General features: G+C 40.7%; 23 protein-coding genes. 19 read left to right on the forward strand and 4 right to left on the reverse strand.

Going from position 1 to position 19,507, the window contains the following annotated elements; genetic code table 11:
• Position 1 precedes the first annotated feature (1 nt).
• Both MHI60_RS08980 and MHI60_RS08985 read right to left on the reverse strand, forming a co-directional pair.
• Positions 2–604: a bacilysin biosynthesis protein BacA gene (locus tag MHI60_RS08980; protein WP_024423797.1), complete on the reverse strand. Its 603-nt coding sequence runs from the start codon at positions 602–604 to the stop codon at positions 2–4.
• 149 nt (positions 605–753) lie between these two features.
• Positions 754–1,986 (reverse strand): MFS transporter, encoded by a 1,233-nt coding sequence (locus tag MHI60_RS08985; protein ID WP_144483881.1) that lies wholly within the window; start codon positions 1,984–1,986, stop codon positions 754–756.
• A 145-nt stretch (positions 1,987–2,131) separates the two neighbouring features.
• Between MHI60_RS08985 and MHI60_RS08990 the strand changes: the two genes are divergently transcribed.
• Both MHI60_RS08990 and MHI60_RS08995 read left to right on the forward strand, forming a co-directional pair.
• On the forward strand, positions 2,132–2,611 hold the full coding sequence (locus tag MHI60_RS08990) for an Lrp/AsnC family transcriptional regulator (RefSeq protein WP_095409820.1): 480 nt from the start codon (positions 2,132–2,134) through the stop codon (positions 2,609–2,611).
• A gap of 121 nt (positions 2,612–2,732) precedes the next feature.
• Positions 2,733–3,701, forward strand: a complete 969-nt coding sequence (locus MHI60_RS08995; RefSeq protein ID WP_144483878.1) for an alpha/beta hydrolase family protein — start codon at positions 2,733–2,735, stop codon at positions 3,699–3,701.
• A 138-nt stretch (positions 3,702–3,839) separates the two neighbouring features.
• Here MHI60_RS08995 and hemQ read toward each other — a convergent pair whose 3' ends face one another.
• On the reverse strand, positions 3,840–4,610 hold the full coding sequence (gene hemQ / locus MHI60_RS09000; protein ID WP_024423793.1) for a hydrogen peroxide-dependent heme synthase: 771 nt from the start codon (positions 4,608–4,610) through the stop codon (positions 3,840–3,842).
• A gap of 240 nt (positions 4,611–4,850) precedes the next feature.
• Between hemQ and pta the strand changes: the two genes are divergently transcribed.
• The 17 genes from pta to MHI60_RS09085 all read left to right on the forward strand — a co-directional run bounded on the left by pta (position 4,851) and on the right by MHI60_RS09085 (position 18,582).
• A complete protein-coding gene (pta, locus tag MHI60_RS09005; protein WP_024423792.1) occupies positions 4,851–5,822 on the forward strand; it encodes a phosphate acetyltransferase in 972 nt (323 codons plus the stop codon).
• 130 nt (positions 5,823–5,952) lie between these two features.
• Complete coding sequence (locus MHI60_RS09010) at positions 5,953–6,804, forward strand: MurR/RpiR family transcriptional regulator (RefSeq protein WP_095409817.1); 852 nt, start codon at positions 5,953–5,955, stop codon at positions 6,802–6,804.
• 152 nt (positions 6,805–6,956) lie between these two features.
• Positions 6,957–7,628: an RraA family protein gene (locus MHI60_RS09015; protein ID WP_095409816.1), complete on the forward strand. Its 672-nt coding sequence runs from the start codon at positions 6,957–6,959 to the stop codon at positions 7,626–7,628.
• 11 nt (positions 7,629–7,639) lie between these two features.
• Positions 7,640–8,515 (forward strand): prephenate dehydrogenase/arogenate dehydrogenase family protein, encoded by an 876-nt coding sequence (locus MHI60_RS09020; RefSeq protein ID WP_144483875.1) that lies wholly within the window; start codon positions 7,640–7,642, stop codon positions 8,513–8,515.
• 46 nt (positions 8,516–8,561) lie between these two features.
• Positions 8,562–9,896 carry a TRAP transporter large permease subunit gene (locus tag MHI60_RS09025; protein ID WP_048237701.1) on the forward strand — a complete coding sequence of 445 codons (1,335 nt, stop codon included), beginning with the start codon at positions 8,562–8,564 and terminating at the stop codon, positions 9,894–9,896.
• Positions 9,897–9,909: 13 nt separating this feature from the next.
• Complete coding sequence (locus tag MHI60_RS09030) at positions 9,910–10,176, forward strand: hypothetical protein (protein WP_041115477.1); 267 nt, start codon at positions 9,910–9,912, stop codon at positions 10,174–10,176.
• Positions 10,177–10,351: 175 nt separating this feature from the next.
• The gene (locus MHI60_RS09035; protein WP_144484306.1) at positions 10,352–10,750 is read left to right on the forward strand and encodes a DUF5082 family protein; all 399 of its coding nucleotides are present in this window, start codon (positions 10,352–10,354) and stop codon (positions 10,748–10,750) included.
• A gap of 4 nt (positions 10,751–10,754) precedes the next feature.
• Entirely contained in the window at positions 10,755–11,033 is a 279-nt protein-coding gene (locus MHI60_RS09040) for a YwqI/YxiC family protein (RefSeq protein WP_144483872.1), read from the forward strand.
• Positions 11,034–11,044: 11 nt separating this feature from the next.
• Positions 11,045–12,739: a T7SS effector LXG polymorphic toxin gene (locus tag MHI60_RS09045; RefSeq protein ID WP_144483869.1), complete on the forward strand. Its 1,695-nt coding sequence runs from the start codon at positions 11,045–11,047 to the stop codon at positions 12,737–12,739.
• A gap of 22 nt (positions 12,740–12,761) precedes the next feature.
• Positions 12,762–13,094: a hypothetical protein gene (locus MHI60_RS09050; RefSeq protein WP_144483866.1), complete on the forward strand. Its 333-nt coding sequence runs from the start codon at positions 12,762–12,764 to the stop codon at positions 13,092–13,094.
• 240 nt (positions 13,095–13,334) lie between these two features.
• Positions 13,335–13,604, forward strand: coding sequence for a hypothetical protein (locus MHI60_RS09055; protein ID WP_095409809.1), 270 nt, complete (start codon positions 13,335–13,337; stop codon positions 13,602–13,604).
• 72 nt (positions 13,605–13,676) lie between these two features.
• Complete coding sequence (locus MHI60_RS09060) at positions 13,677–13,946, forward strand: hypothetical protein (RefSeq protein ID WP_144483863.1); 270 nt, start codon at positions 13,677–13,679, stop codon at positions 13,944–13,946.
• Positions 13,947–13,966: 20 nt separating this feature from the next.
• Positions 13,967–14,362, forward strand: coding sequence for an SMI1/KNR4 family protein (locus MHI60_RS09065; protein ID WP_144483860.1), 396 nt, complete (start codon positions 13,967–13,969; stop codon positions 14,360–14,362).
• 224 nt (positions 14,363–14,586) lie between these two features.
• On the forward strand, positions 14,587–15,432 hold the full coding sequence (locus MHI60_RS09070) for a lipoate--protein ligase family protein (protein ID WP_144483857.1): 846 nt from the start codon (positions 14,587–14,589) through the stop codon (positions 15,430–15,432).
• A gap of 39 nt (positions 15,433–15,471) precedes the next feature.
• Complete coding sequence (locus MHI60_RS09075; RefSeq protein WP_144483854.1) at positions 15,472–15,957, forward strand: tetratricopeptide repeat protein; 486 nt, start codon at positions 15,472–15,474, stop codon at positions 15,955–15,957.
• Positions 15,958–16,075: 118 nt separating this feature from the next.
• The gene (locus MHI60_RS09080; RefSeq protein WP_144483851.1) at positions 16,076–18,352 is read left to right on the forward strand and encodes a glycosyltransferase; all 2,277 of its coding nucleotides are present in this window, start codon (positions 16,076–16,078) and stop codon (positions 18,350–18,352) included.
• Positions 18,349–18,582, forward strand: coding sequence for a DUF5970 family protein (locus MHI60_RS09085; protein ID WP_095409804.1), 234 nt, complete (start codon positions 18,349–18,351; stop codon positions 18,580–18,582). The genes MHI60_RS09080 and MHI60_RS09085 overlap by 4 nt, the downstream gene beginning before the upstream one ends.
• Before the next feature lie 32 nt (positions 18,583–18,614).
• On the opposite strand, the gene MHI60_RS09090 is transcribed toward MHI60_RS09085, so the two are convergent.
• Positions 18,615–19,424, reverse strand: coding sequence for an RsfA family transcriptional regulator (locus MHI60_RS09090; protein WP_095409803.1), 810 nt, complete (start codon positions 19,422–19,424; stop codon positions 18,615–18,617).
• Positions 19,425–19,507: the final 83 nt, after the last annotated feature.

A 19,507-nucleotide genomic window follows, 5' to 3' on the forward strand; every position in this document is an offset into this window, starting at 1 on the left:
GTTACATCTCTCCTTTTCCGAATATAGACCAGCTCATGGGAATGCTTTTAAATGTTCGAATGAAGGTGAGGCCGTATGTAGCTCTAGCCACCTCATTGGTTAAAGCGAAATCAAATTCGCCGTCTCTTACTTTTTGTGCGGCTGTACTTGTAGAATTGACAAGCTCAAATTCAGCATTTTGATGAATAAAATATTGAATCAAATTCACAGGTGCAGGATGAGAAACAATTTTTAAATGGTGAAGCATTTGTTCTTGAAAGGGGAAATCTGGTCTGACAGCCAAACCATACATGGGCGTGTCACATCTGAATATTTGTAGAAGCTGTAGGTCAGGTCTCATGTAGAAGTGTTTAATTCCTTCGTATGCGTGTGGAACGAGAGTGTATTGGAGTGCGTTAGAGAGAGTATGTTCAATGCAAGTTTCGAATGTGTCATAAAGGGATAGTTTCGTATGAGTGCCGAGTGTAGTGGTGGAATGAGAGATGAAATGTTTTGCTGCATATTCACTGCTTGTCCCCTTAGGGCCTAATGTATTGACTGTAAACATCTTAGGTGAAACGATGGGCTCTTCTTTAAAATGAAAAACATCATTCTTTAAGATCATGTTTACCATCCAATCTTTTTCAAATTTTTACTAGATTATAAAAAATAAAATTGGCAATTGTCAACAAAATTTATAAAAAATGTATTTTATGATGATATTAAAAATTGATCTAAAAAACTGCACATATCGAGATGTGCAGTGAAATGAGCTCACGTTTCAAATGTATTTTTATGTTTCTGCTGTAAGGTTTTTTCGCGTTTATAGCTGACGAAGCTGATGAGAAAACCAACAAGCGTAATGAGTGCACATACAAGCCCCACCGTATGATAGCCGAAATGGACATAAACAGGTCCCATCAGAGCTGACCCAAGCATAACGGCAAGATTGGAAGCAAGGCTGTAAAAAGCCATCACTTTGCCTCGGTGGGTTTGGGAGCAGTCGCTTAAGACGGTGCTCAAAAGCGTGACAGATAAACTTTGCATGGCACCCCAAATAAATAAAGCAAAAATGAGCAATGTCCATGAGAACGGTGCATAAGGAAGTAAGGCAAGAACGAGCGTAATGCCGCCCAGCACAAAGAAAAGAGACCTTGTTTTGCCAAACCAATCTGCTAATTTCCCAGTAAACATACTCATGGAAAAGCCAACACCATAAGCCATGATTAGAAGTCCAGCTGTTGATTGCCCTCCGGAAAACAGACTTTGCAGGTAAGCTCCTAAAAATGAGTACATGCCATAAAATCCAAGCATGTTACAAAATGTCACGGCCAAATAGGCAGGTACACGTTCGATTTTCAAAGCCCCCCATAAAGAGCCTGATTTCTCCCTAGCTTGAGGTGCCTTCGGATTAACTGTTGCGACTTGTTTTCGAGATTCAAGGATGACGAGCAGCAGGACAACGAGACTCATCATGGCGAAAATCCAGAATGTCCAGCGCCAGTTCAAACTTTGACCGATAAAGGCGCCAATGGGCACACCAAGGACAAGAGAAAGAGACCAGCTTGACACAATGAGTCCCATTACTTTGCCGCGATATTCGTATGGAACCCGGTCGCCCACAAGAGCATAGGCTGTTGGCACAAATACACCAGTCGCCAGCCCAGAAATAGCACGGCCTGCAAAAAACACGGCCAAATTTGGGGCAGCAGCACACATCACTGTTCCAATCAAAAAGAAAGACAGCCCAATAATCAAACACAGCTCTCTTGAATACCGGTCCCCTAAAGGAACGAGCAGCGGAGCTCCAACCAGCACAGCTAACCCATAAATGCTGATGGAAAGAGCGAGAACATCAAGAGAGTGCTGAAAGGAGTTTGATAAATCAGGCAGCAGTGGTGAAATCACCAGCTCTTCCGATCCCGCCGCAAAAACGCCAAGTGTGAGTGCAATGGCAAGTGTGATGGGAAATGTTTTAGAAGCCTGGCTGTCTAAAGATTCTTTCATCAAGTGATCCCTCCATACTTGCTTTTTCATTCAATTCCGTTAAAATAAATTCTACCATTATTTAGTTTTATTTTACATTTCGTATCATAAGTATTATCATAAAATACTTTTCAAATGGAACGATTTTTGGATAGGAGAGGTACGAATGAAAATCACCGATGTAGATGTGCATATTTTAAATGAATTGAGAGAAGATGCCCGCTTATCCATGAGGGAATTGTCCAAACGAGTGAATTTATCAGCACCTGCGGTAGCAGAAAGAGTACGTAAATTAGAGGATGCAGGGATTATCGAAGGGTATTCTGTTCAGGTCAATTATAAAAAATTAGGGCTTCTGATTGACTGCCTGCTGGAAGTTACAGTGTTAAATGGGGAGTATCAGCGTTTTGTGGCTTTTATGAACGAGCACCCACGCGCCTTTTTTGCTTATCGAGTGGCAGGGCAGTCTTGCTTTTTCATTAAGCTGTCAGTTTCTTCTCTTGAAGAAATTGAAGCCTTTATTCAAGAAGTGTCTGGATTTACAAAAACCGTCTCCCATATTGTCTTGTCAGAGCACTCTTTTTCTCATACGATTCAGGAACGTGTGAAACAAATAGAAGAGCCAAAAATGACCGTGGTGAAATAAAAAGTTTCAGATTGTTGACAAAGGGCTAAATGATTTTTATTTTAGCCCTTTGTCTTCTTTTCAGCTTTTTATGCTGAAATATTCGTATAGTAATAATTTGAGATTAAAGGAGTTCATTCTTTTGAAGCTTTTAAAAGTAATAGATTATGCAGCATTAATGGATATGCACAGAACAAGAAGCAAAGAAAGTCACTATAATAATTCGCCTATTGACGTAGGTAACAGGGATCGTTTTTTTAGTGCTCAGCCTATTGATTTACAATTTCACATCAACAACCATACAGCAAACATAGAAAGTGGAATATTTTCTTTTAATTCAAGCATCAAATCTGGTGAAGATAAGAATGACAAGGTTTCTGGGGAAGTGTTTTTACGAAAAGAGTCAAAGCACAAGCCTAATGTAATCTTTGTACATGGATGGAGAATGGATTCATACGACAGAATCAAGAAGATTTATCACGATAAGATCGTTAAACATTATGATTGGAATATGTATTACTACACGCTGCCTTATCATTTCGATAGGGAACCACAAAATTCAACATATTCTGGTGAACACATGATTAGCGCCAATATAAGTCGAACAGTGCAATCCTCCCAGCAAGCTATTGTTGAACTTAGAGGGCTGATTAAATGGATCAAGGAAAATGAAGGTGGGGACATAATCGTAGTTGGTATTAGTTTAGGAGGGTGGCTAACAAACTTATTAGCAACAGTCGAGAAAGACGTGAATATTGTTGTATCAGCTTTTTATGCGAACAATATTGCGCATTCCATCTGGAACACTCTTCCTGGGAAGTATATACGAAGAGATCTGGAGGAACATGGAATAAAGTATGAAGAACTCGACAAAGCTTGGGATATTATGAACCCTAGTAAAGCAAAACTTCTCGTAGAAAAAGAAAATGTACTCTTAATATTAGGAAAATATGACATGTATATCGACATAAACGATGCTGATACTCTGTGGAATAGTTGGAATCAACCTAAAAGGCACGTATACAGTTGTGGGCATGCTGGAATTGTACTATCTAGAAATAGAATAGCAGCTGACACACTTCAATTTATTGAAAGTAGACTAAAGAAATAAAATGATGTTCATCCTAACTGCATTGTTGTGAGCCATGTTTAGTTTCGTTTCTTACTTATCCTGAAAATGAAGATGTGATCACCTTTCTAAACAAATACATAAAAAAGCTTCGGAGAGATCCGAAGCCTTAAGAGTTTATCATACATGGAAATAAGACGCCAGCTGCTCGTTTGCTAATCGGTTTCCAACAAAGAAGGAACCAAATTCGCCGTAGCGTGCACTGACTTCATCAAAGCGCATTTCATAAACCAATTTTTTAAATTGAAGCACATCATCAGAGAAAAGGGTAACGCCCCATTCATAATCATCAAAACCAACAGAACCTGTAATGATCTGTTTTACTTTCCCAGCATAGCTTCGGCCAATTAAGCCGTGGCTTCTCATAAGAGATTTACGCTCATCCATGGAAAGCATGTACCAGTTGTCATTGCCAGAACGTCTTTTATCCATTGGATAGAAGCACACGTATTGAGAAGAAGGAAGCTCTGGATATAAGCGAGCACGTACATGCGGGTTCTCGTAAGGATCTCCCCCATCGCCGCCTCCTGCTAAGTAGTTGCTGAGCTCAACAACTGAAACATACGAATAAGCTGGAATCGTAAACTCTGCTAGTCGTGTCTTGTTGAATTCGAGTTCAATTTCACCTAGTTCTTCCATTGTCGGACGTAAAATCATGAGCATAATATCTGCTTTTTGGCCGACAATACTATAGATTGTTTGGCTTCCAGCTTTATCTTGCTCAGCTGTTTTCCATTTTTCCAATAGACCTGTGAATTCATGAATGATGGCTTGGCGCTCATCACTTGTCAGCAGCTTCCAAGCTGTCCAGTCGATTGTTCTAAAATCATGCAGCGCATACCAGCCATCTAGTGTTTGAGCTGCTTCATTTGTTGTATGTTGTTCGCTCATTTCTTTCACTCCTATTAACAGTTTTCCATCTGTTCCAACTATAACATAGTTTGTCCAAATGGAGATGTGATCAAAACTTGAACGAGGAAAACAGCTTTTCTCAAAATTGATTAAATTAGTTTGAAAAATAAGAATTTAATTTGTAAGCGCTATAATATAAGTTGGTAGTTTGAATTTAGGTAGAAGAAGAGTATGCTTAAAAGAGAACGCTTTTTTTGTAAAATCAAGGAGGGTATTGAAGTGGCAGATATTTTTTCAACAGTTCAGGAAAAGGTTGCAGGTAAAGGAGTAAAGATCGTTTTTCCTGAGGGAATGGACGAACGCATTCTAACAGCCGTTCAAAAATTAGCAGATGGCAAAGTATTGCAGCCAATTGTGGTAGGAAAAAAACAAGAAGTTGAAGCTAAAGCAAAAGAATTAGGTCTTACACTTGATGGTGTTGACGTGTATGATCCTCATACATATGAAGGTTTTGAAGAGCTTGTACAAGCTTTCGTAGAAAGACGTAAAGGCAAAGCAACAGAAGAGCAAGCAAGAAAAGCATTACTAGATGAAAACTATTTCGGTACAATGCTTGTGTATAAAGGTCTTGCAGACGGACTTGTGAGCGGTGCGGCACACTCAACTGCTGACACAGTACGTCCAGCACTTCAAATCATTAAAACAAAAGAAGGCGTAAAGAAAACATCTGGCGTCTTCATCATGGCTCGCGGCGAAGAGCAATATGTGTTTGCTGATTGCGCAATCAACATTGCACCAGACAGCCAAGATCTAGCTGAAATTGCGATCGAAAGTGCAAACACAGCCAAAATGTTTGATATCGAACCACGTGTGGCAATGCTTAGCTTCTCTACAAAAGGCTCAGCAAAATCAGACGAAACAGAAAAAGTATCTGAAGCAGTCCGCATTGCAAAAGAAAAGGCACCTGAGCTTGTACTTGATGGAGAATTCCAATTCGATGCAGCTTTCGTTCCTTCAGTAGCAGCGAAAAAAGCGCCAGATTCCGTCATCAAAGGCGACGCCAGCGTATTTGTTTTCCCTAGCCTCGAAGCTGGAAACATTGGCTACAAAATTGCACAGCGCTTAGGTAACTTTGAAGCTGTAGGTCCTATCCTTCAAGGTTTAAACCAGCCAGTAAACGATCTATCAAGAGGCTGTAACGCCGAAGACGTTTACAACCTTGCGCTTATCACAGCAGCTCAAGCACTATAATGATCTCAACAAAGGCAGCCAGTACGATAGATTCGTGCTGGCTGTTTTTTTGATGACAAATGTGTACAATATAGGGGGAAAAGAAAAAATCTGATCGTAGATAAAGCCGATAGAATGGGCAGGTGCTATAATGGATGATTTAATACATAAGCTTCAGCATAAGGTCGCGGAATTAACCGAGGCACAAAGGAGAATTGCAGATTATATCGTGCAAAATCCAATGGAGGTCGCGTTTTTAACTGTAGATAAATTGGCGTCAAAAGTAGGGACGAGTACAGCTACCATCATGAGATTCTCTGCTGCTGTAGGGTATTCCGGTTTCTCCGAGCTTCAAAAAGAGCTTCAATCAAATATGAAGCATAAAGCTGCCCCTCAAACGAGACTTGAAGCGAACCTCAAGCATTCAAATAAAAGTAAGCTCCTGCATAATCATGTCGAGCTGCAATTTCAAAATATCCAGTATGCTTTAGACAATATCACGGAAGAAACCTTTCAGCATATTGTTGAAAAAATAGCCAGCTCCCGCCAGGTTCTGTGTACAAGTGTCCGAAGTGGAAGACCTGTTGGAGAGTATCTGTCACAAGGAATCAATCGCCTACTGGGGAACTGTCAATATATTGATGCAGACAAAAGTGACTGGGTCGATGAACTCGTTCATTTTCAATCTGATGATTTCATTATAGCGGTCAGCTATCCTCGCTATGCAAAGCGTATGAAGGATTTGCTGGAGACAGCGAAGTCATATGGGGTGGAAGTGCTCTTAATTACAGACAGCTACAGCTCTCCACTAACCAAGTATGCACAATATGTATTACCGTGTTCCTCAGCAAGTGTAGGCTCTCATAACTCTGTCGTATCTGCTATCTTTATCGTAGATTACATTTTAAGTGCCTTAGCCATTAATGATCCTGAAAGGACAAAACCACGTTTAGATCAAATCAATCATATGTTAACGAAAATGAGTTATCACACAACACATTAGTCGTGTGGTGACTCATTTTTTTATTTTAAAATTTTATGAAAGCGCTTTACTAAATAAAAATGAGATGGTATGATCTTATCACAAAAGTAATATATATTACTTTATATAAAGTTAAATGTAATGAATGTAACTCAAAGGGGATGATGGAAACAATGAGTACTGTTCAATTCGTGTCAAATGATCTAATAGATCGGGCAAGAAAGCTTAACTCAACCTTGCTGTCAGACGTGATGGGATGCACCGGTGCGATGGATCATCGAATCAAACCAGTTGCAAGAGGTATGAATGTAGTAGGTACAGCTTTTACCGTCAGCTTACGGCCAGGGGATAATTTATTTCTTCATCAAGCGATCTACTCTGCAAAAGAAGGAGATGTACTGATTGTTGATGGAAAAGACCATAAGGGTCATGCATATTTAGGGGAATTGATGGCACATTCAGCAAAGGCTGTAGGAATAGAAGGAATCGTGATTGACGGGCTTGTTCGCGACAAACTCGCTTTAGAGGAGCTGGCTTTTCCAATATACAGTAAGGGATTTATGCCAAACGGACCTTTTAAAGATGGTCCTGGGGAATTGAATCAAACCATTTCGTGCGGCGGTGTCAAAGTAGCACCAGGTGATTTAGTCATTGCTGACGATGATGGAGTGGTCATCGTTCCAAAGGAAAAGGCGGAACACCTGCTGACGCTAGCAGAAGAGAAACAAGCGTATGAAAATCAAAGATTAAAAACGATTCAACAGTATGTGGACGAAGGAAAGCAAGACATCAGTCTTTTAGCACCGGCATGGCTGGAAGGCAGAATGAAAAAATATCAGGGATAGGGGAATCTGTAATGAAGATAGGCTTTATTGGATATGGAGAAGCGGCATATGAGCTGTCAACAGGATTGAAAACAGAAGGATTAGACCAATTTTATGCGTATGATGTACTATTACAAAATGAGAAATTGGCTGGCGCATTGAAAGAAAAAGCATCGCAGACAGGAGTTCAATTAACCAGCAGTATTAGCGAAGTCATTGAGAAATCTGATATTGTCATTGCTGCTGTGCCAGCGAATAAAACCTTAGAAGTGGCCCAATCCGTATCGGGAAGTTTGAAAGAGAATCAATTATATGTAGATGTATCGGCATCAACACCAGACATCAAAAAACAAGTGGCAAACGAAATTGAAAAGCAAAAAGCTCTATTCGTAGATGCTGCCATGCTAGGACCTCTTCCAGTCAACAAACACAAGGTTCCGATCACGGCAAGCGGCAGTGGAACTGACCAATTCATGAAAGTAATGAATGCTTATGGCATGAATATCACAAAAATCAGTGACCAGCCAGGAGATGCTTCGGCCTTGAAGCTGATCAGAAGCGTTTATATGAAGGGGATCGTTGGTCTCATGATTGAATTTTTGGAAATTTCAAAAAAGTACAATGTGGAACATCAAGTGATTTCTTCACTTAGCGATACAATGGATAGCAAAAATTTTGAAGAGACCATGAATCGTCTTGTGACAGGGAGTGCATTGCATGCAAAAAGACGAGCGATCGAGCTTCTTGGCTCTATTGAAATGCTAGATGAAGCAGAGGTTGATGCCAGTATGTCTCGGGCAGCACAACAAAAGCTTGAGAGATTAGCAGACTTTCAATTCGTTGAACGGTTTAATGGGAAAAAGCCGGCCAGCTGGGAAGAAGTCATTGACGTCATGCAGCAGGGGTAATAAATTGTAAGCGTTTTATTGAACAAAGGGGAGGCGAAAAAACGATATGGGTTTTATTGCGTTGATTGTATTCATAGCTGTCATCATTATATGGAATGTCGTCGTGAAGCGGAATATGGGAGAAGCCATGCTATTAGGCTTTATTGCAACCACATTATTTGGCGGATTGGATGCACTAAGACTGTTCTGGGATGGATTAAAATTTGCATCCACATATGAGGTGCTCTATGCAGCTGTCGCATTTGTATTCATGGCCTATTTAATCGAAAAGCTGGAATTAATTCATGCACTCTTGCGAATCTTAAATTCGGTTGTAGGAAAACTTCCTGGTGGAGCGGCTTATATGAGTACGTTAGGTTCAGCAGTCTTAGGTGCTCTTTCAGGTTCAAATTCTGCAAACACAGCGGCCACTGGCTCTATCACGGCCTCTTGGATGATTAAATCAGGCTGGAGCCGAACCCATACGGCTACGATTTTAGCAGGGAATGGCGGACTTGGGGCGGCACTGCCTCCGAACTCTTCAATGTTTATCATGCTGGGGTTTGCACCAATTGCAGCCCTTGTATCTGAGGGAGATTTATATATTGCCCTGTTAATAGGAGGACTGTATCAAGTCGTATACCGATTTATTCTGGTGTATATTCTGGTGAAAAAGAATAAAATTCAGGCCATGCCGCCAGATGATATTCTTCCTTTTAGGGAAGCTGTGAAACAAGGGTGGAAGTCGATCTTTATTTTTTTCGGTGCCTTGATTCCTATCATTATCACAATAGGTCCGCTGGCAAACTACTTAAAAAGTAATCCAAACATTGGACCAGAGGCAATGGATCAAATTTCTTTAATTACGTGGATTCCGATTCTCATGATGTTGATTAGTTTAACAATTGGAAGAAAAAAGGCGTCTGCACTAGATTGGTCTCAGTTTTTCAAGTCGGCCATTCCTAAGTTTACAACGATCGGCGCCTTGATGCTGTTTGCTGTTGCTGCTAGTCAGGTGCTTGCTGAATTAGGACTCGCAGAAGATTTGACGCAAATCACATCAGTACTTACCATTCCGAAATGGCTTATGGTGCTCATTGTGGGTATTCTTGTTACGCTGGTGGCTGGACCATTATCTTCAACAGCCACGTTAACAGCTGTTGGACTTGTCTCATTTTCAGCTTTAGTCTCAGTCGGAGTGGACCCAGTTGTAGCTGTTGTCGCCATTCTTGCTTTTTCATCGACAGAAGGCGCTTCCCCGCCGGCATCAGGATCGATTTTCATTGCTTCTGGTCTTGCAGGAGCCAGACCAGAGAAAACGTTTATACCTCTGATTCTCTACTATATGCTGCCGATCGTAGGAATTGGCTGGCTCATCGGAATGGGAATACTTCCAGTATAGAAAGGAGAAACACATGAGAGCATTGATGGAATTTTTATTTAAAGTGCTGCTTGTCCTGTTCTTAACGTCAGGAGCCCTGTTGGTATTCGGTCAAATACTAGGGATTCTTTTGCAAAAGGGAGATATGATTATTGCGAGTACGAATCTATTCAAAAACCCAACACTGGTGCTAAGTGCCTTTTTTAGTCTTGTTGGTTTCTCTCTCCATTATATTCCTGAAAAGAAAGACACCTCATTTAGCGATCATCCATCAGCATCAGCAGGTGAATCGCTCAAATAAGCAATAAAAAGCTGGATTCAGTAAATGGATCCAGCTTTTTTGTACGCGAGAAATAGGTATTAAAACCCAATACGCACGATTCATTTTTTGGTAAATTCACTTTCAATCATATGCCTCTCGTGCTAGTAAATGGTAACATAACGGAGGACTATTTAAGGAATAGAGGTGTTTGACCATATCTGGAGCAATCATCGGTTATAAAGCAGCCTTGTATTCATTAAAGGCAGATATATCTATCAAAAAAGAACAAATCATCGAACTCAACATGTGCCGCAAAGAAATCAAAGAGGCAAAATGGGCCCTGTCAGATGCCAGCAAGAAAATCACTCATCCAGATCTGACATCACATACATGGTTTGGTCATTTAGCAGACACGTTTGATGACATTCGAGACGAAATGGCTTCCGCTAGTCAGGAAATAAAAGCTGTACAGCTGACCAATCTAGTGAATCGAATTGATGAGAAAATCAGTGACTTAAAATCAGAGATCCATTCATTAGAACATGAAATCCATTCGGTAGAAAGAAAAATAGAGAAAGAAAAGCAGCAACAATTGGAAGAAAAAAGAGGGTAGTCACATGAGCAGAGAAATTAAAATAGATGCCAGTCAGGTCAAACGAGTATTACAGCATGCAAAACAATCAGGCGCTCAAATGAATGCAGCCCTTCCAACCACCATCAAAGGAAGAAATCAGCTCCTGACGGCAAATACATTAGAAAAGATCAATCAGCAGCTGAACGAATTAAGTACATCCTATATAGACATTCTTCAGAAACAGCTTGTACAAACAGAACAAGCGGTGAACACCATGATTGAAACGGACAAGGCGCTTGCTTCCAGCAGTAAAAGAAAATAAAGGAGAACGCAATGAAAACCCTTGACGCCTTTGCGCTAATAAACGGAATAGATCAAACGCTGAATGCGTTAAAGCAGCAGTCACAGCAAATCAGCTCCCTAGAAAAACAAATCCATCACATCATCTCACTCGATGGCGCACTAAAGGGAGAGGCGGGACAAGCCATCCGCGCCTTTTATACAGAATGCCATATTCCCTTCTTGCAATTCTTTCAGGTCGTCATTGAGGAATATAGCGCTGCATTGAAAAACACAAAGCAGGCTCTTCACGCGCTAGAATCAAATGAGCACGGCTTTATATCACAAGCATTTATCGAACATGATCTTGATCAAGGCTTAAAAAAAGCTGAACGAACGATTTCTGAAATTGTATCAGAGGTAAACCATGCCATCGGCAGAGTTGGTCATATTGTTCATTTACCAAATGTAGACGAGTCAGTGTTTCAGCAAAACTATCAAAAGGCATGGCTCGAGACCTCAAGAACCATTGGTTTGCTTCATGCATTTGACCGGGAGCAGACAAGTGCTTTACATGAAACCAAAAGCTCCCTCCAAACAATGAAGCAATACATAGATACCTTAAGTACCATGTTCACCGGCCCAAAAATCGACATCACGAGCTATCAAAAGGGATCTATTTTCAAAGATGGAAAAGAAGTGAAAGTAAGCAGCACCATCAGTGGATTGAAAGATAAAATAGATAACCCAAAAGACAATCCAATGATGATCATGCTGAAGAAACTGAAAGAGAAACAACAGGCGAATGTGGAGACGGTTGTTCTGAATGACACCCATAAAAACATCAGTAAACAATTCACAGCAAACGATCCATCGCTTACGACATTACAAAAGGAAGCTGTGAACGGGAAAAACAAGATTCATAGAGACATCAGAGTCATAAATGGTAGACTATACAACGTAAAAGACATTAAAAAGTTAAAAGAATTCGACATCGCAGATGAAGTCGTCACGAATCCGTCGGATATTGACTTTATTGGTGGAAGATACACCGTTTACGCCAATAAACAAATCATCCGAACGTATATCACAAACGGCGAAATAAGAATAGAAGAAGTCGACAAAATTCCAGAAAGCCGCAGCCGTGGCAACGCTAAACGCATATTAGACGGTGAAGTCGTCTCAACCACCGAAAACATCATCCTACAATACAGCGGCATCTACGACGGCTACCGAGCCGTTACTGGCAAAGACCCAGAAACTAGCCAAAACATCAGCAGAACAGATCAAGCCCTATCCGCCGCCTCTATCATCCCAATAACGAAAATAGTGAAGGTTGGGAAATATGTTTTTAGGTTGGATCAAGGGAAGAATGTGAAGAGGGTTAAAACACCTACTTACGGTAAACAATCCGTACCAAAAGGACCGTACCGTGAAGTAAATGGTTTCCCTGCAAAAGTAAAATCAGGAGCTCAAGAAAAACATATTCCAGAAACACCAAATTACAAGCAAGAAGTAGCAAATGGAAAAAAGAAAAGCATTTTTTACGGAGATAATAAAAAGGCACAAGAATTGCTGGATAAATATGCAGGGACAGGCAAAGAATTGGGTAAGAATAAAGAAAGGATAGACTTTGGCCAAGCGATAGGAAAATACTATAATATTGATACTGGAAAGTATGAAGAGACTACTAAGGGAATGATACATTATGGGAAAGATGGTGCTCACATCGTACCAGCGAGGCCTTAAAATGATGAATCGGAGGTAAATAATGGGTTATGATTCTTTGATTGGAACATTAATAAAGTATGAAAAAAAAGATATGGTTTTGGAATGGAATAGTGGATTGAAAATCTTAGGAAAACTAGATACAGTTTTTGAAACAAATAATATGTTAGATGAAGATGATATTAATTTTACAGAATATATTGCTGCTGCTTTCCAAGTAAATGATATTCTATCTCATCCTAATGAAAACAGTGGCAGTGTATACGATTGGTTAATTCAAGAGAAAAGCTCTTTAGTTGAGATATCTCTTTATGATGATCCACCAAATAAGATTTTGGTAGATGGTCAAAAAGTATGGGAATTGGCAGATGAGTAACTATTGACATCTTAGAATTTTAAAATCCAAGCCCTCGGTAAGAGGGCCTTTTTATTATTTATGAGTTAGTGAAATATGCTTCAAGTTGATCGTTGGCAAAACTGGTTTCTGTAGGTTCATAACTGGGGCAGTCTGGGCTGAAATATGATATCGCATGTGTATATCAAAGCTCAATAAATATTATTAACAGTAAAGTACCATTGAATGATTTAAATAAAACCTTGAAAATAGGAGCGTTCAATGAACAAAAAACAACAACTAACGAAACAAATCCAAACCGTCATCAACATCCTAGAAAAAGAATATCCACAAGAAATCAATCAAGGTGTTCTCCAATTAATATACAAAAGATATAAAAATGCACAAAGGATCATTCAGAATAATGAAGATCTCCAAAAGATTTTGATCATTGGCGGGGTGAGAGCTTATTTGGATAGTTATAATGACTATCTAAACCCCTTTTTAGATGAATTACATAAAGCAGAGAGTTTGCTTAAAGAAATGCTGTAATAGATAGGACGGTTGTCTGTAGTACTGGAATCAAGTCTTGTATCGGGCTGCAAAACAGAGAAAGGAATGCATATGGAACATAAACAACACAAAAACAAAAAAACATCCAACTGGCTGTTAAGTATCAGTATTCTGATTGTTATAGGAACAGCTTTGCTGAGAGGAGTTTCTTACTCAGATGCTGATTATCGCGGTTTCCCTATTGATTGGCTAGTTTTGCACGGACATCATACTTTTGAATTTCTATTGTGGGGTTTTATACTCGATGTGGTCATTTTCTATTTTCTTTTAAAAATGCTCCTTCGTTTGTATAAAAGGGTGATGAAAAAATTAGCAGCTTAAAATAGAGGAGGCTCTTAAAAATGATCAATTTACCTGAAATCCCACATCTGCACGTGAACAAACCAGCAAGTGACATACATATCAAAGAGGCAGAATCCCAGCTAAACATGGTGCTGCCCCGTGCTTATAAGGAATTGCTGAAACAGACAAATGGATGTTCCATTGGCGGTGAGGTGCTTCTATACGGGACCGAGGACATGGTGGAACGCAATAAAACATGGGAGGTTCAGCAATATGCAAGCGGCTATGTGGCGATTGGCGACGATGGCGGCGGGCAAGTATTTCTCATGCGGCTGGCTGAAGAGGAGAAAAAGATATGGATCGTGGATGCTGGTGTAATGGACCCTCAGCATGCAGAGCTGATGGCCGATAACTTTCTGAAATGGGTGAGTGAGGGCTGTATCATAGAAGTGTAATCTCTTAAAGGAGATGTTCACATTGCCTTGGAATACATGGATTTCTGCTGGTTTTGTGGTTATGATATCTCTGTATATTTCAACATGAAAAGCAAGAACAAGAAAACCAAATCATCCAACTGAAACGCTCTGTGACACCAAATGTCATAGAGCTTTTTGCATTCTCCCTCCATTCATCACATGTTATAATAAACACAGTTTATGTACGAGAGGATATGCAGGAGATGAAAAATGAACCTATTGAGTTACTGACACAGCCGAAATGGCGGATTATCGATCAGTCGAGTCTTGGTCTTTATGTGGACCCGAAGCAATCCTTTGCGATGGATGATACGCTTTGCGCGTCGGTGGGGAAAGGCCTCTCACCAGCGACTGCCCGTTCTTGGGTGCATCACAATACGATTGTGCTTGGGATTCAGGATACAAGACTTCCATTCCTCCAAGATGGCGTAAAGCTGCTTGAGGAAGAGGGCTATCGCGTAATTGTGCGCAACTCAGGCGGTCTTGCTGTGGTGCTGGATGAAGGTGTACTGAATGTGTCTTTAATCTTTGCGGAACAAAAGAAGGGCATTGATATTGACCGCGGGTATGATGCGATGGTGGAATTGATCCGCCGGATGCTGTCGATGTATGAGGTGGACATTGAAGCCTATGAAATTGTCGGCTCATATTGTCCAGGCAGCTATGATTTAAGTATTAATGGAAAGAAATTTGCAGGCATTTCTCAGCGTAGATTACGCGGTGGGGTCGCTGTGCAAATTTATTTGTGTGCAGATGGAAGCGGGCGTGAACGTGCCGACTTGATCCGCCGTTTTTATGACGCCGCCTTAAAGGATAAACGGCAAGAAGTGAAGGCAGTATTTCCTGATATACAGCCGGATACGATGGCATCTTTATCAGAATTAATCGGTGAACCGATTGATTGTACGCTGCTCATGCGTTTATTACTAGAGGAGCTTCAAAAGCTTAGTGATCAGCTAACATCCTCGGGCCTGAACGCAGAAGAACAGCTGGAATTTGAGAAAAACATGACGCGGATGATTGAGCGGAATGAAAAGGTGTTTTCGTAACATCAGCCTTTTCATCTTGAAAAGAGTAGAGGTGAAGTGATGAAAACAAAGCTTGAGAAAGCCATTGAACTTCGAGAAAGTGGACATCTTCAAGAATCAAATGAAATGCTGTCTCATCTTGTAGAGGAGTATCCAAACGATGCCTCTATTCATTATCAATGTGCCTGGAGTTATGACCTGTTAGGTGAGGAAAGGCAAGCTGTCTTTTTTTATGAAAGGGCCATTGAGTTAGGATTGTCTTCAGAAGAACTAGAAGACGCTTTACTAGGGTTAGGAAGTACATACAGAACTTTAGGAGAATATGAAAAGTCAAAACAGATATTCCTAAAAGGGATGGAAACTTATCCGGACAACAAAGCCATTCAAACGTTCTATGCCATGACTTTGTATAATTTGAAAGAACATAGCAAAGCGATGGAAATATTACTGAACTGTTTAACTGAAACGACAAAAGATCCTGCTATTTTAAGTTATCGAAAAGCGATTGATTTTTATTCAAATCAGTTAGATAGGTTATGGAAATAATAGTTGATTTGGCTACTTGAATAGATTTGGAGGGGCAATCTTATGAAAGAATCCCCTCCTTTGTTATGGAATTTTATATGTGATAGTCATTTATGGCGTAAGAAAGAAGGTAAATTTGTTGTCATTATTCACCACGTATTACCCGCTGTTGATGCTTTGTGTTTTGTCTGTGTTGTATGTGATGTGTCGTATTCAGCCCTTGGCCTCTACTGTTAAAAAAATCATCATTGTGCTCTGTGTGTTAACAAATGCCGCATATATTTGCTGGCGTCTTTTCTTTACACTGCCGCATGAAGGTACATTTAATATGATAATGGGCATCTTGCTTGTTGCCTGTGAATGTATTGGATTTTTACAGCTGCTTGTGTTTTATACACTTGTTTGGAAGCCTTCAAATCGGAAACAAGTCACGATCAGTGATCTTGACAGGCTGCCAACAGTTGATATTTTCATAGCTACATATAATGAACCAATTGAAGTGCTGAAACGCACGGTTGCAGGTTGTTTGAATCTCTCTTACCCAAAAGGCAGCGTCCACATTTATTTATGTGATGATGGCAAGAGGGAGTCTGTAGAGCAGCTTGCTTCTGAGTTTGGTGTTCATTATCTGACAAGAACGGATAACAAGTTTGCTAAGGCGGGTAATTTAAACCATGCGATGTCTCAAACGAATGGGGAGCTGATTCTCACACTTGATGCTGATATGGTTCCCCTTCCTGCCTTTTTAGAAAAGACAGTGCCTTACTTTCATGATGGAGCCACTGCGTTTGTTCAAGTTCCACAAGCATTTTATAACGAAGATCCTTTCCAATATAATATGTTCTCGAAGGATCGAATTCCAAATGAACAGGACTTCTTCATGCAAACCCTTCAAGCTGGTAAGGATCGGTTCAATGCTGTGATGTATGTCGGGAGTAATACTGTATTTAGAAGAACGGCCTTAGAGGATATTGGCGGATTTGCTACCGGAGTGATTACAGAAGACATGGCGACCGGAATGCTTCTCCAAGGGAAGTTTAAATCTGTGTCTGTCGGAGAAGTATTAGCCGTCGGGCTCGCACCTGAAAGCTGGCTTGATCTGTTAAAGCAGAGAGACCGGTGGTCGAGAGGGAACATTCAGTGCGCCCGTAAGTTTAATCCATTGAAGGTTCGCGGCTTAACGCTTATGCAGCGAGTTCTTTATTTAGATGGCATTGTGTATTGGTTTAACGGTTTGTTTAAAATGATTTACATTCTTACACCGATTTTGTTTTTATTGTTTGGTATTCAAAGTTTCTGGGCAGATTTCCAGTCCATTTTTATGTTTTGGCTGCCGGCGTTCTTTAGTTCGTATTTAGCGTTTAAACTGGTGTCGAACCAAAAAAGAAGTATGTTTTGGAGTCATATTTACGAAAGCTCTATGGCATTCCATCTAGCTGGTGTGGCTTTAAGTGAGTTGTTTTTGAAGAAGAGGGTTGAATTTCTTGTGACACCGAAGGGAATTCAAACGGACAAGAGACATTTTCATTTGAAAACGATGATTCCTCATTTGATCTTCTTGCTGCTCTCATTGCTTGTCCTTGTGAAAATAGGATACGATGTGAAGGTAAAAGGGACGATGAATGCTGACCTCACGTTGATTAATATTTTTTGGGTGCTTTATAACGGTGCAGGTCTATTCATGGCACTCATTGTGGCGTTTGATCGTCCGCGTTATCGAAAATCAGAGCGGTTTGTCATTGAAAAAGAGGGACAGCTTCGTTCTGAACATCAAGATGAGTCGATTGCTTGTTTTCTACTAGATATGAGTGATTCAGGTGCGCGTCTATCCATTCCACTTGATCAAGCTCCTTCTCTCTATCAAGGGCAAACGCAATTGTTCTTTTCAGAGGATGAAAGTGTGGCGTGTGATGTGGTTTGGAGCCATCCAGAGGGAGACAGGCTGATGGTTGGTGTTGCTTTTACTGATACAGAAAAATCAGAGTATTTATCACTGATCCGCTTTTTATTCACACGAGAGCATGTATCCATAACGGATCGTGAGAAAAAATCCTATGCTGTTCGGACGTTTCTCCGCTTTGTAAGAAAAACGAAGAAGGTACCAAAGGCCTTGCAGCGCAAATGGATGAGAAGACCTTTGCAAGGTGTGGCAGGCACGCTGTCCTATGAGGGCCGGTTAGAAGAGAAGGTGCCGGTGAACATACATGATATTAGTTTATCTGGGTGCAAAATCGAGTCTGAAGCTTCAATTGAATTACATGACAAAGTGCTGATCACCATTGACACAGAATCTCTGATAGATCAGCGGGCGATTGCGGTCTGGACATCACAAAGACGCGGCCGCACAATGGCCGGACTCAAATTTGTTCAGCCTGAAATCAAGCAGATAGAAGAAAGAGAGGGAGTGGTTTCTTGAAATCCAAAAATGGCGGTTACCTCTATTTACTATGGCTTCCTGTCCTCATGGGAGCCGGCTACGGCATTTCGCTTTTAGTGTCATTTCTTCAGCCTGTCCTGACACTTGGCATCGCAGGTCTTTATATTTTTATATTTGGTGATTTTCAAGTAAGGCAGGTCCGATATATTTTTATGTTCGTGTTTTTGATCAATGTCCTTTTTAGTGTGATGCTATTTTTGGGCATTTAAAAAGTGCTTCCCGAGGCGGGGAGCACTTTTTGTTATTCTGCCATTTTTTCGAGGTTGCCGTTTCGGTCCATTTTAAAGGTTGGTGCGGCACTATCGTCCTCTTCAAACAAAACTAGTTTTCTTGCACGGTTCATGATTTTGACGAGTGTTTCATAATCTTCTTGAATCGTGAGCTGATCTTTTTCAAGCTTTTTCACTTCAGCTTCTAGCTGCGAGACTTTATGAGAAAGCTCATTGTTTTCTCGTTTTAAGCGGCTGTTTTCCATACGTAAGGCAGTGGATTGCTGACCATCGCCTTCATAACGGCGTAAGAAATCAATGATATCGTCGATGGTTAATTCTTGATGCTGCCTAAATGGATTTGCTTCCGGCTTTTTCTCTGCGGTATTTGGGGCATGAGAAGCCTGTGACAATAAATGTGATAAACTAGCTAACTCTTCATTGTAGCTTTGATCCACAAACTGAAGCTGTTCAGCAGTTTCAGCTGCTGGTGCAAAGGTTTCTTCCTTTGCTGGCTCCAGTTCCTGTGCGAATTCCTCTTGAGTAACCGTTTCTTCTACTTGCGGCTGATAAAGTAATCGCTTTTTCGCTGGCTGGCCATTGCCAAGTGCACGCATCCGTTGTTTTCGCTGTTTTTTGGCAAGTGCCAACGCTTTTTCATATTGATGTCTGACGACAGCATTCCATCTAAAACCGCATGCCGCTGAGGTGCGGTTCAGTTTATCTCCTACTTCTTCAAACGCATTAAGCTGCGTGCTGCCCTCTCTGACGTGACGTAAGACGGTTTCTGCCAGGAGGAGATCATTTTCCTCTGACCAAGCATCTTGTCTTTGTTTTGACATGTGTTTAAACCCCCATATGATTTGATGGTATTAGATTAGCCAAGTTCATGAAGGTTTATACAAGTTTGCTAAAAGGATAGTGG

Source organism: Bacillus sp. FSL K6-3200 (genome assembly GCF_038630485.1).
GTDB lineage: Bacteria > Bacillota > Bacilli > Bacillales > Bacillaceae > Bacillus > Bacillus safensis.

What these genes read in the sequence shown, in the direction of transcription:
- MHI60_RS08980 (WP_024423797.1), bottom strand. Translation starts at nt 604, where the DNA reads ATGATCTTAAAGAATGATGTTTTTCATTTTAAAGAAGAGCCCATCGTT.
- MHI60_RS09090 (WP_095409803.1), bottom strand. Translation starts at nt 19,424, where the DNA reads ATGTCAAAACAAAGACAAGATGCTTGGTCAGAGGAAAATGATCTCCTC.
- MHI60_RS09055 (WP_095409809.1), top strand. Translation starts at nt 13,335, where the DNA reads ATGAACAAAAAACAACAACTAACGAAACAAATCCAAACCGTCATCAAC.
- MHI60_RS09065 (WP_144483860.1), top strand. Translation starts at nt 13,967, where the DNA reads ATGATCAATTTACCTGAAATCCCACATCTGCACGTGAACAAACCAGCA.
- MHI60_RS09075 (WP_144483854.1), top strand. Translation starts at nt 15,472, where the DNA reads ATGAAAACAAAGCTTGAGAAAGCCATTGAACTTCGAGAAAGTGGACAT.
- MHI60_RS09060 (WP_144483863.1), top strand. Translation starts at nt 13,677, where the DNA reads ATGGAACATAAACAACACAAAAACAAAAAAACATCCAACTGGCTGTTA.
- MHI60_RS09050 (WP_144483866.1), top strand. Translation starts at nt 12,762, where the DNA reads ATGGGTTATGATTCTTTGATTGGAACATTAATAAAGTATGAAAAAAAA.
- MHI60_RS08985 (WP_144483881.1), bottom strand. Translation starts at nt 1,986, where the DNA reads ATGAAAGAATCTTTAGACAGCCAGGCTTCTAAAACATTTCCCATCACA.
- MHI60_RS09040 (WP_144483872.1), top strand. Translation starts at nt 10,755, where the DNA reads ATGAGCAGAGAAATTAAAATAGATGCCAGTCAGGTCAAACGAGTATTA.
- MHI60_RS09030 (WP_041115477.1), top strand. Translation starts at nt 9,910, where the DNA reads ATGAGAGCATTGATGGAATTTTTATTTAAAGTGCTGCTTGTCCTGTTC.
- MHI60_RS09010 (WP_095409817.1), top strand. Translation starts at nt 5,953, where the DNA reads ATGGATGATTTAATACATAAGCTTCAGCATAAGGTCGCGGAATTAACC.
- MHI60_RS09045 (WP_144483869.1), top strand. Translation starts at nt 11,045, where the DNA reads ATGAAAACCCTTGACGCCTTTGCGCTAATAAACGGAATAGATCAAACG.
- MHI60_RS09015 (WP_095409816.1), top strand. Translation starts at nt 6,957, where the DNA reads ATGAGTACTGTTCAATTCGTGTCAAATGATCTAATAGATCGGGCAAGA.
- MHI60_RS09025 (WP_048237701.1), top strand. Translation starts at nt 8,562, where the DNA reads ATGGGTTTTATTGCGTTGATTGTATTCATAGCTGTCATCATTATATGG.
- hemQ (WP_024423793.1), bottom strand. Translation starts at nt 4,610, where the DNA reads ATGAGCGAACAACATACAACAAATGAAGCAGCTCAAACACTAGATGGC.
- MHI60_RS08990 (WP_095409820.1), top strand. Translation starts at nt 2,132, where the DNA reads ATGAAAATCACCGATGTAGATGTGCATATTTTAAATGAATTGAGAGAA.
- MHI60_RS09020 (WP_144483875.1), top strand. Translation starts at nt 7,640, where the DNA reads ATGAAGATAGGCTTTATTGGATATGGAGAAGCGGCATATGAGCTGTCA.
- MHI60_RS09070 (WP_144483857.1), top strand. Translation starts at nt 14,587, where the DNA reads ATGAAAAATGAACCTATTGAGTTACTGACACAGCCGAAATGGCGGATT.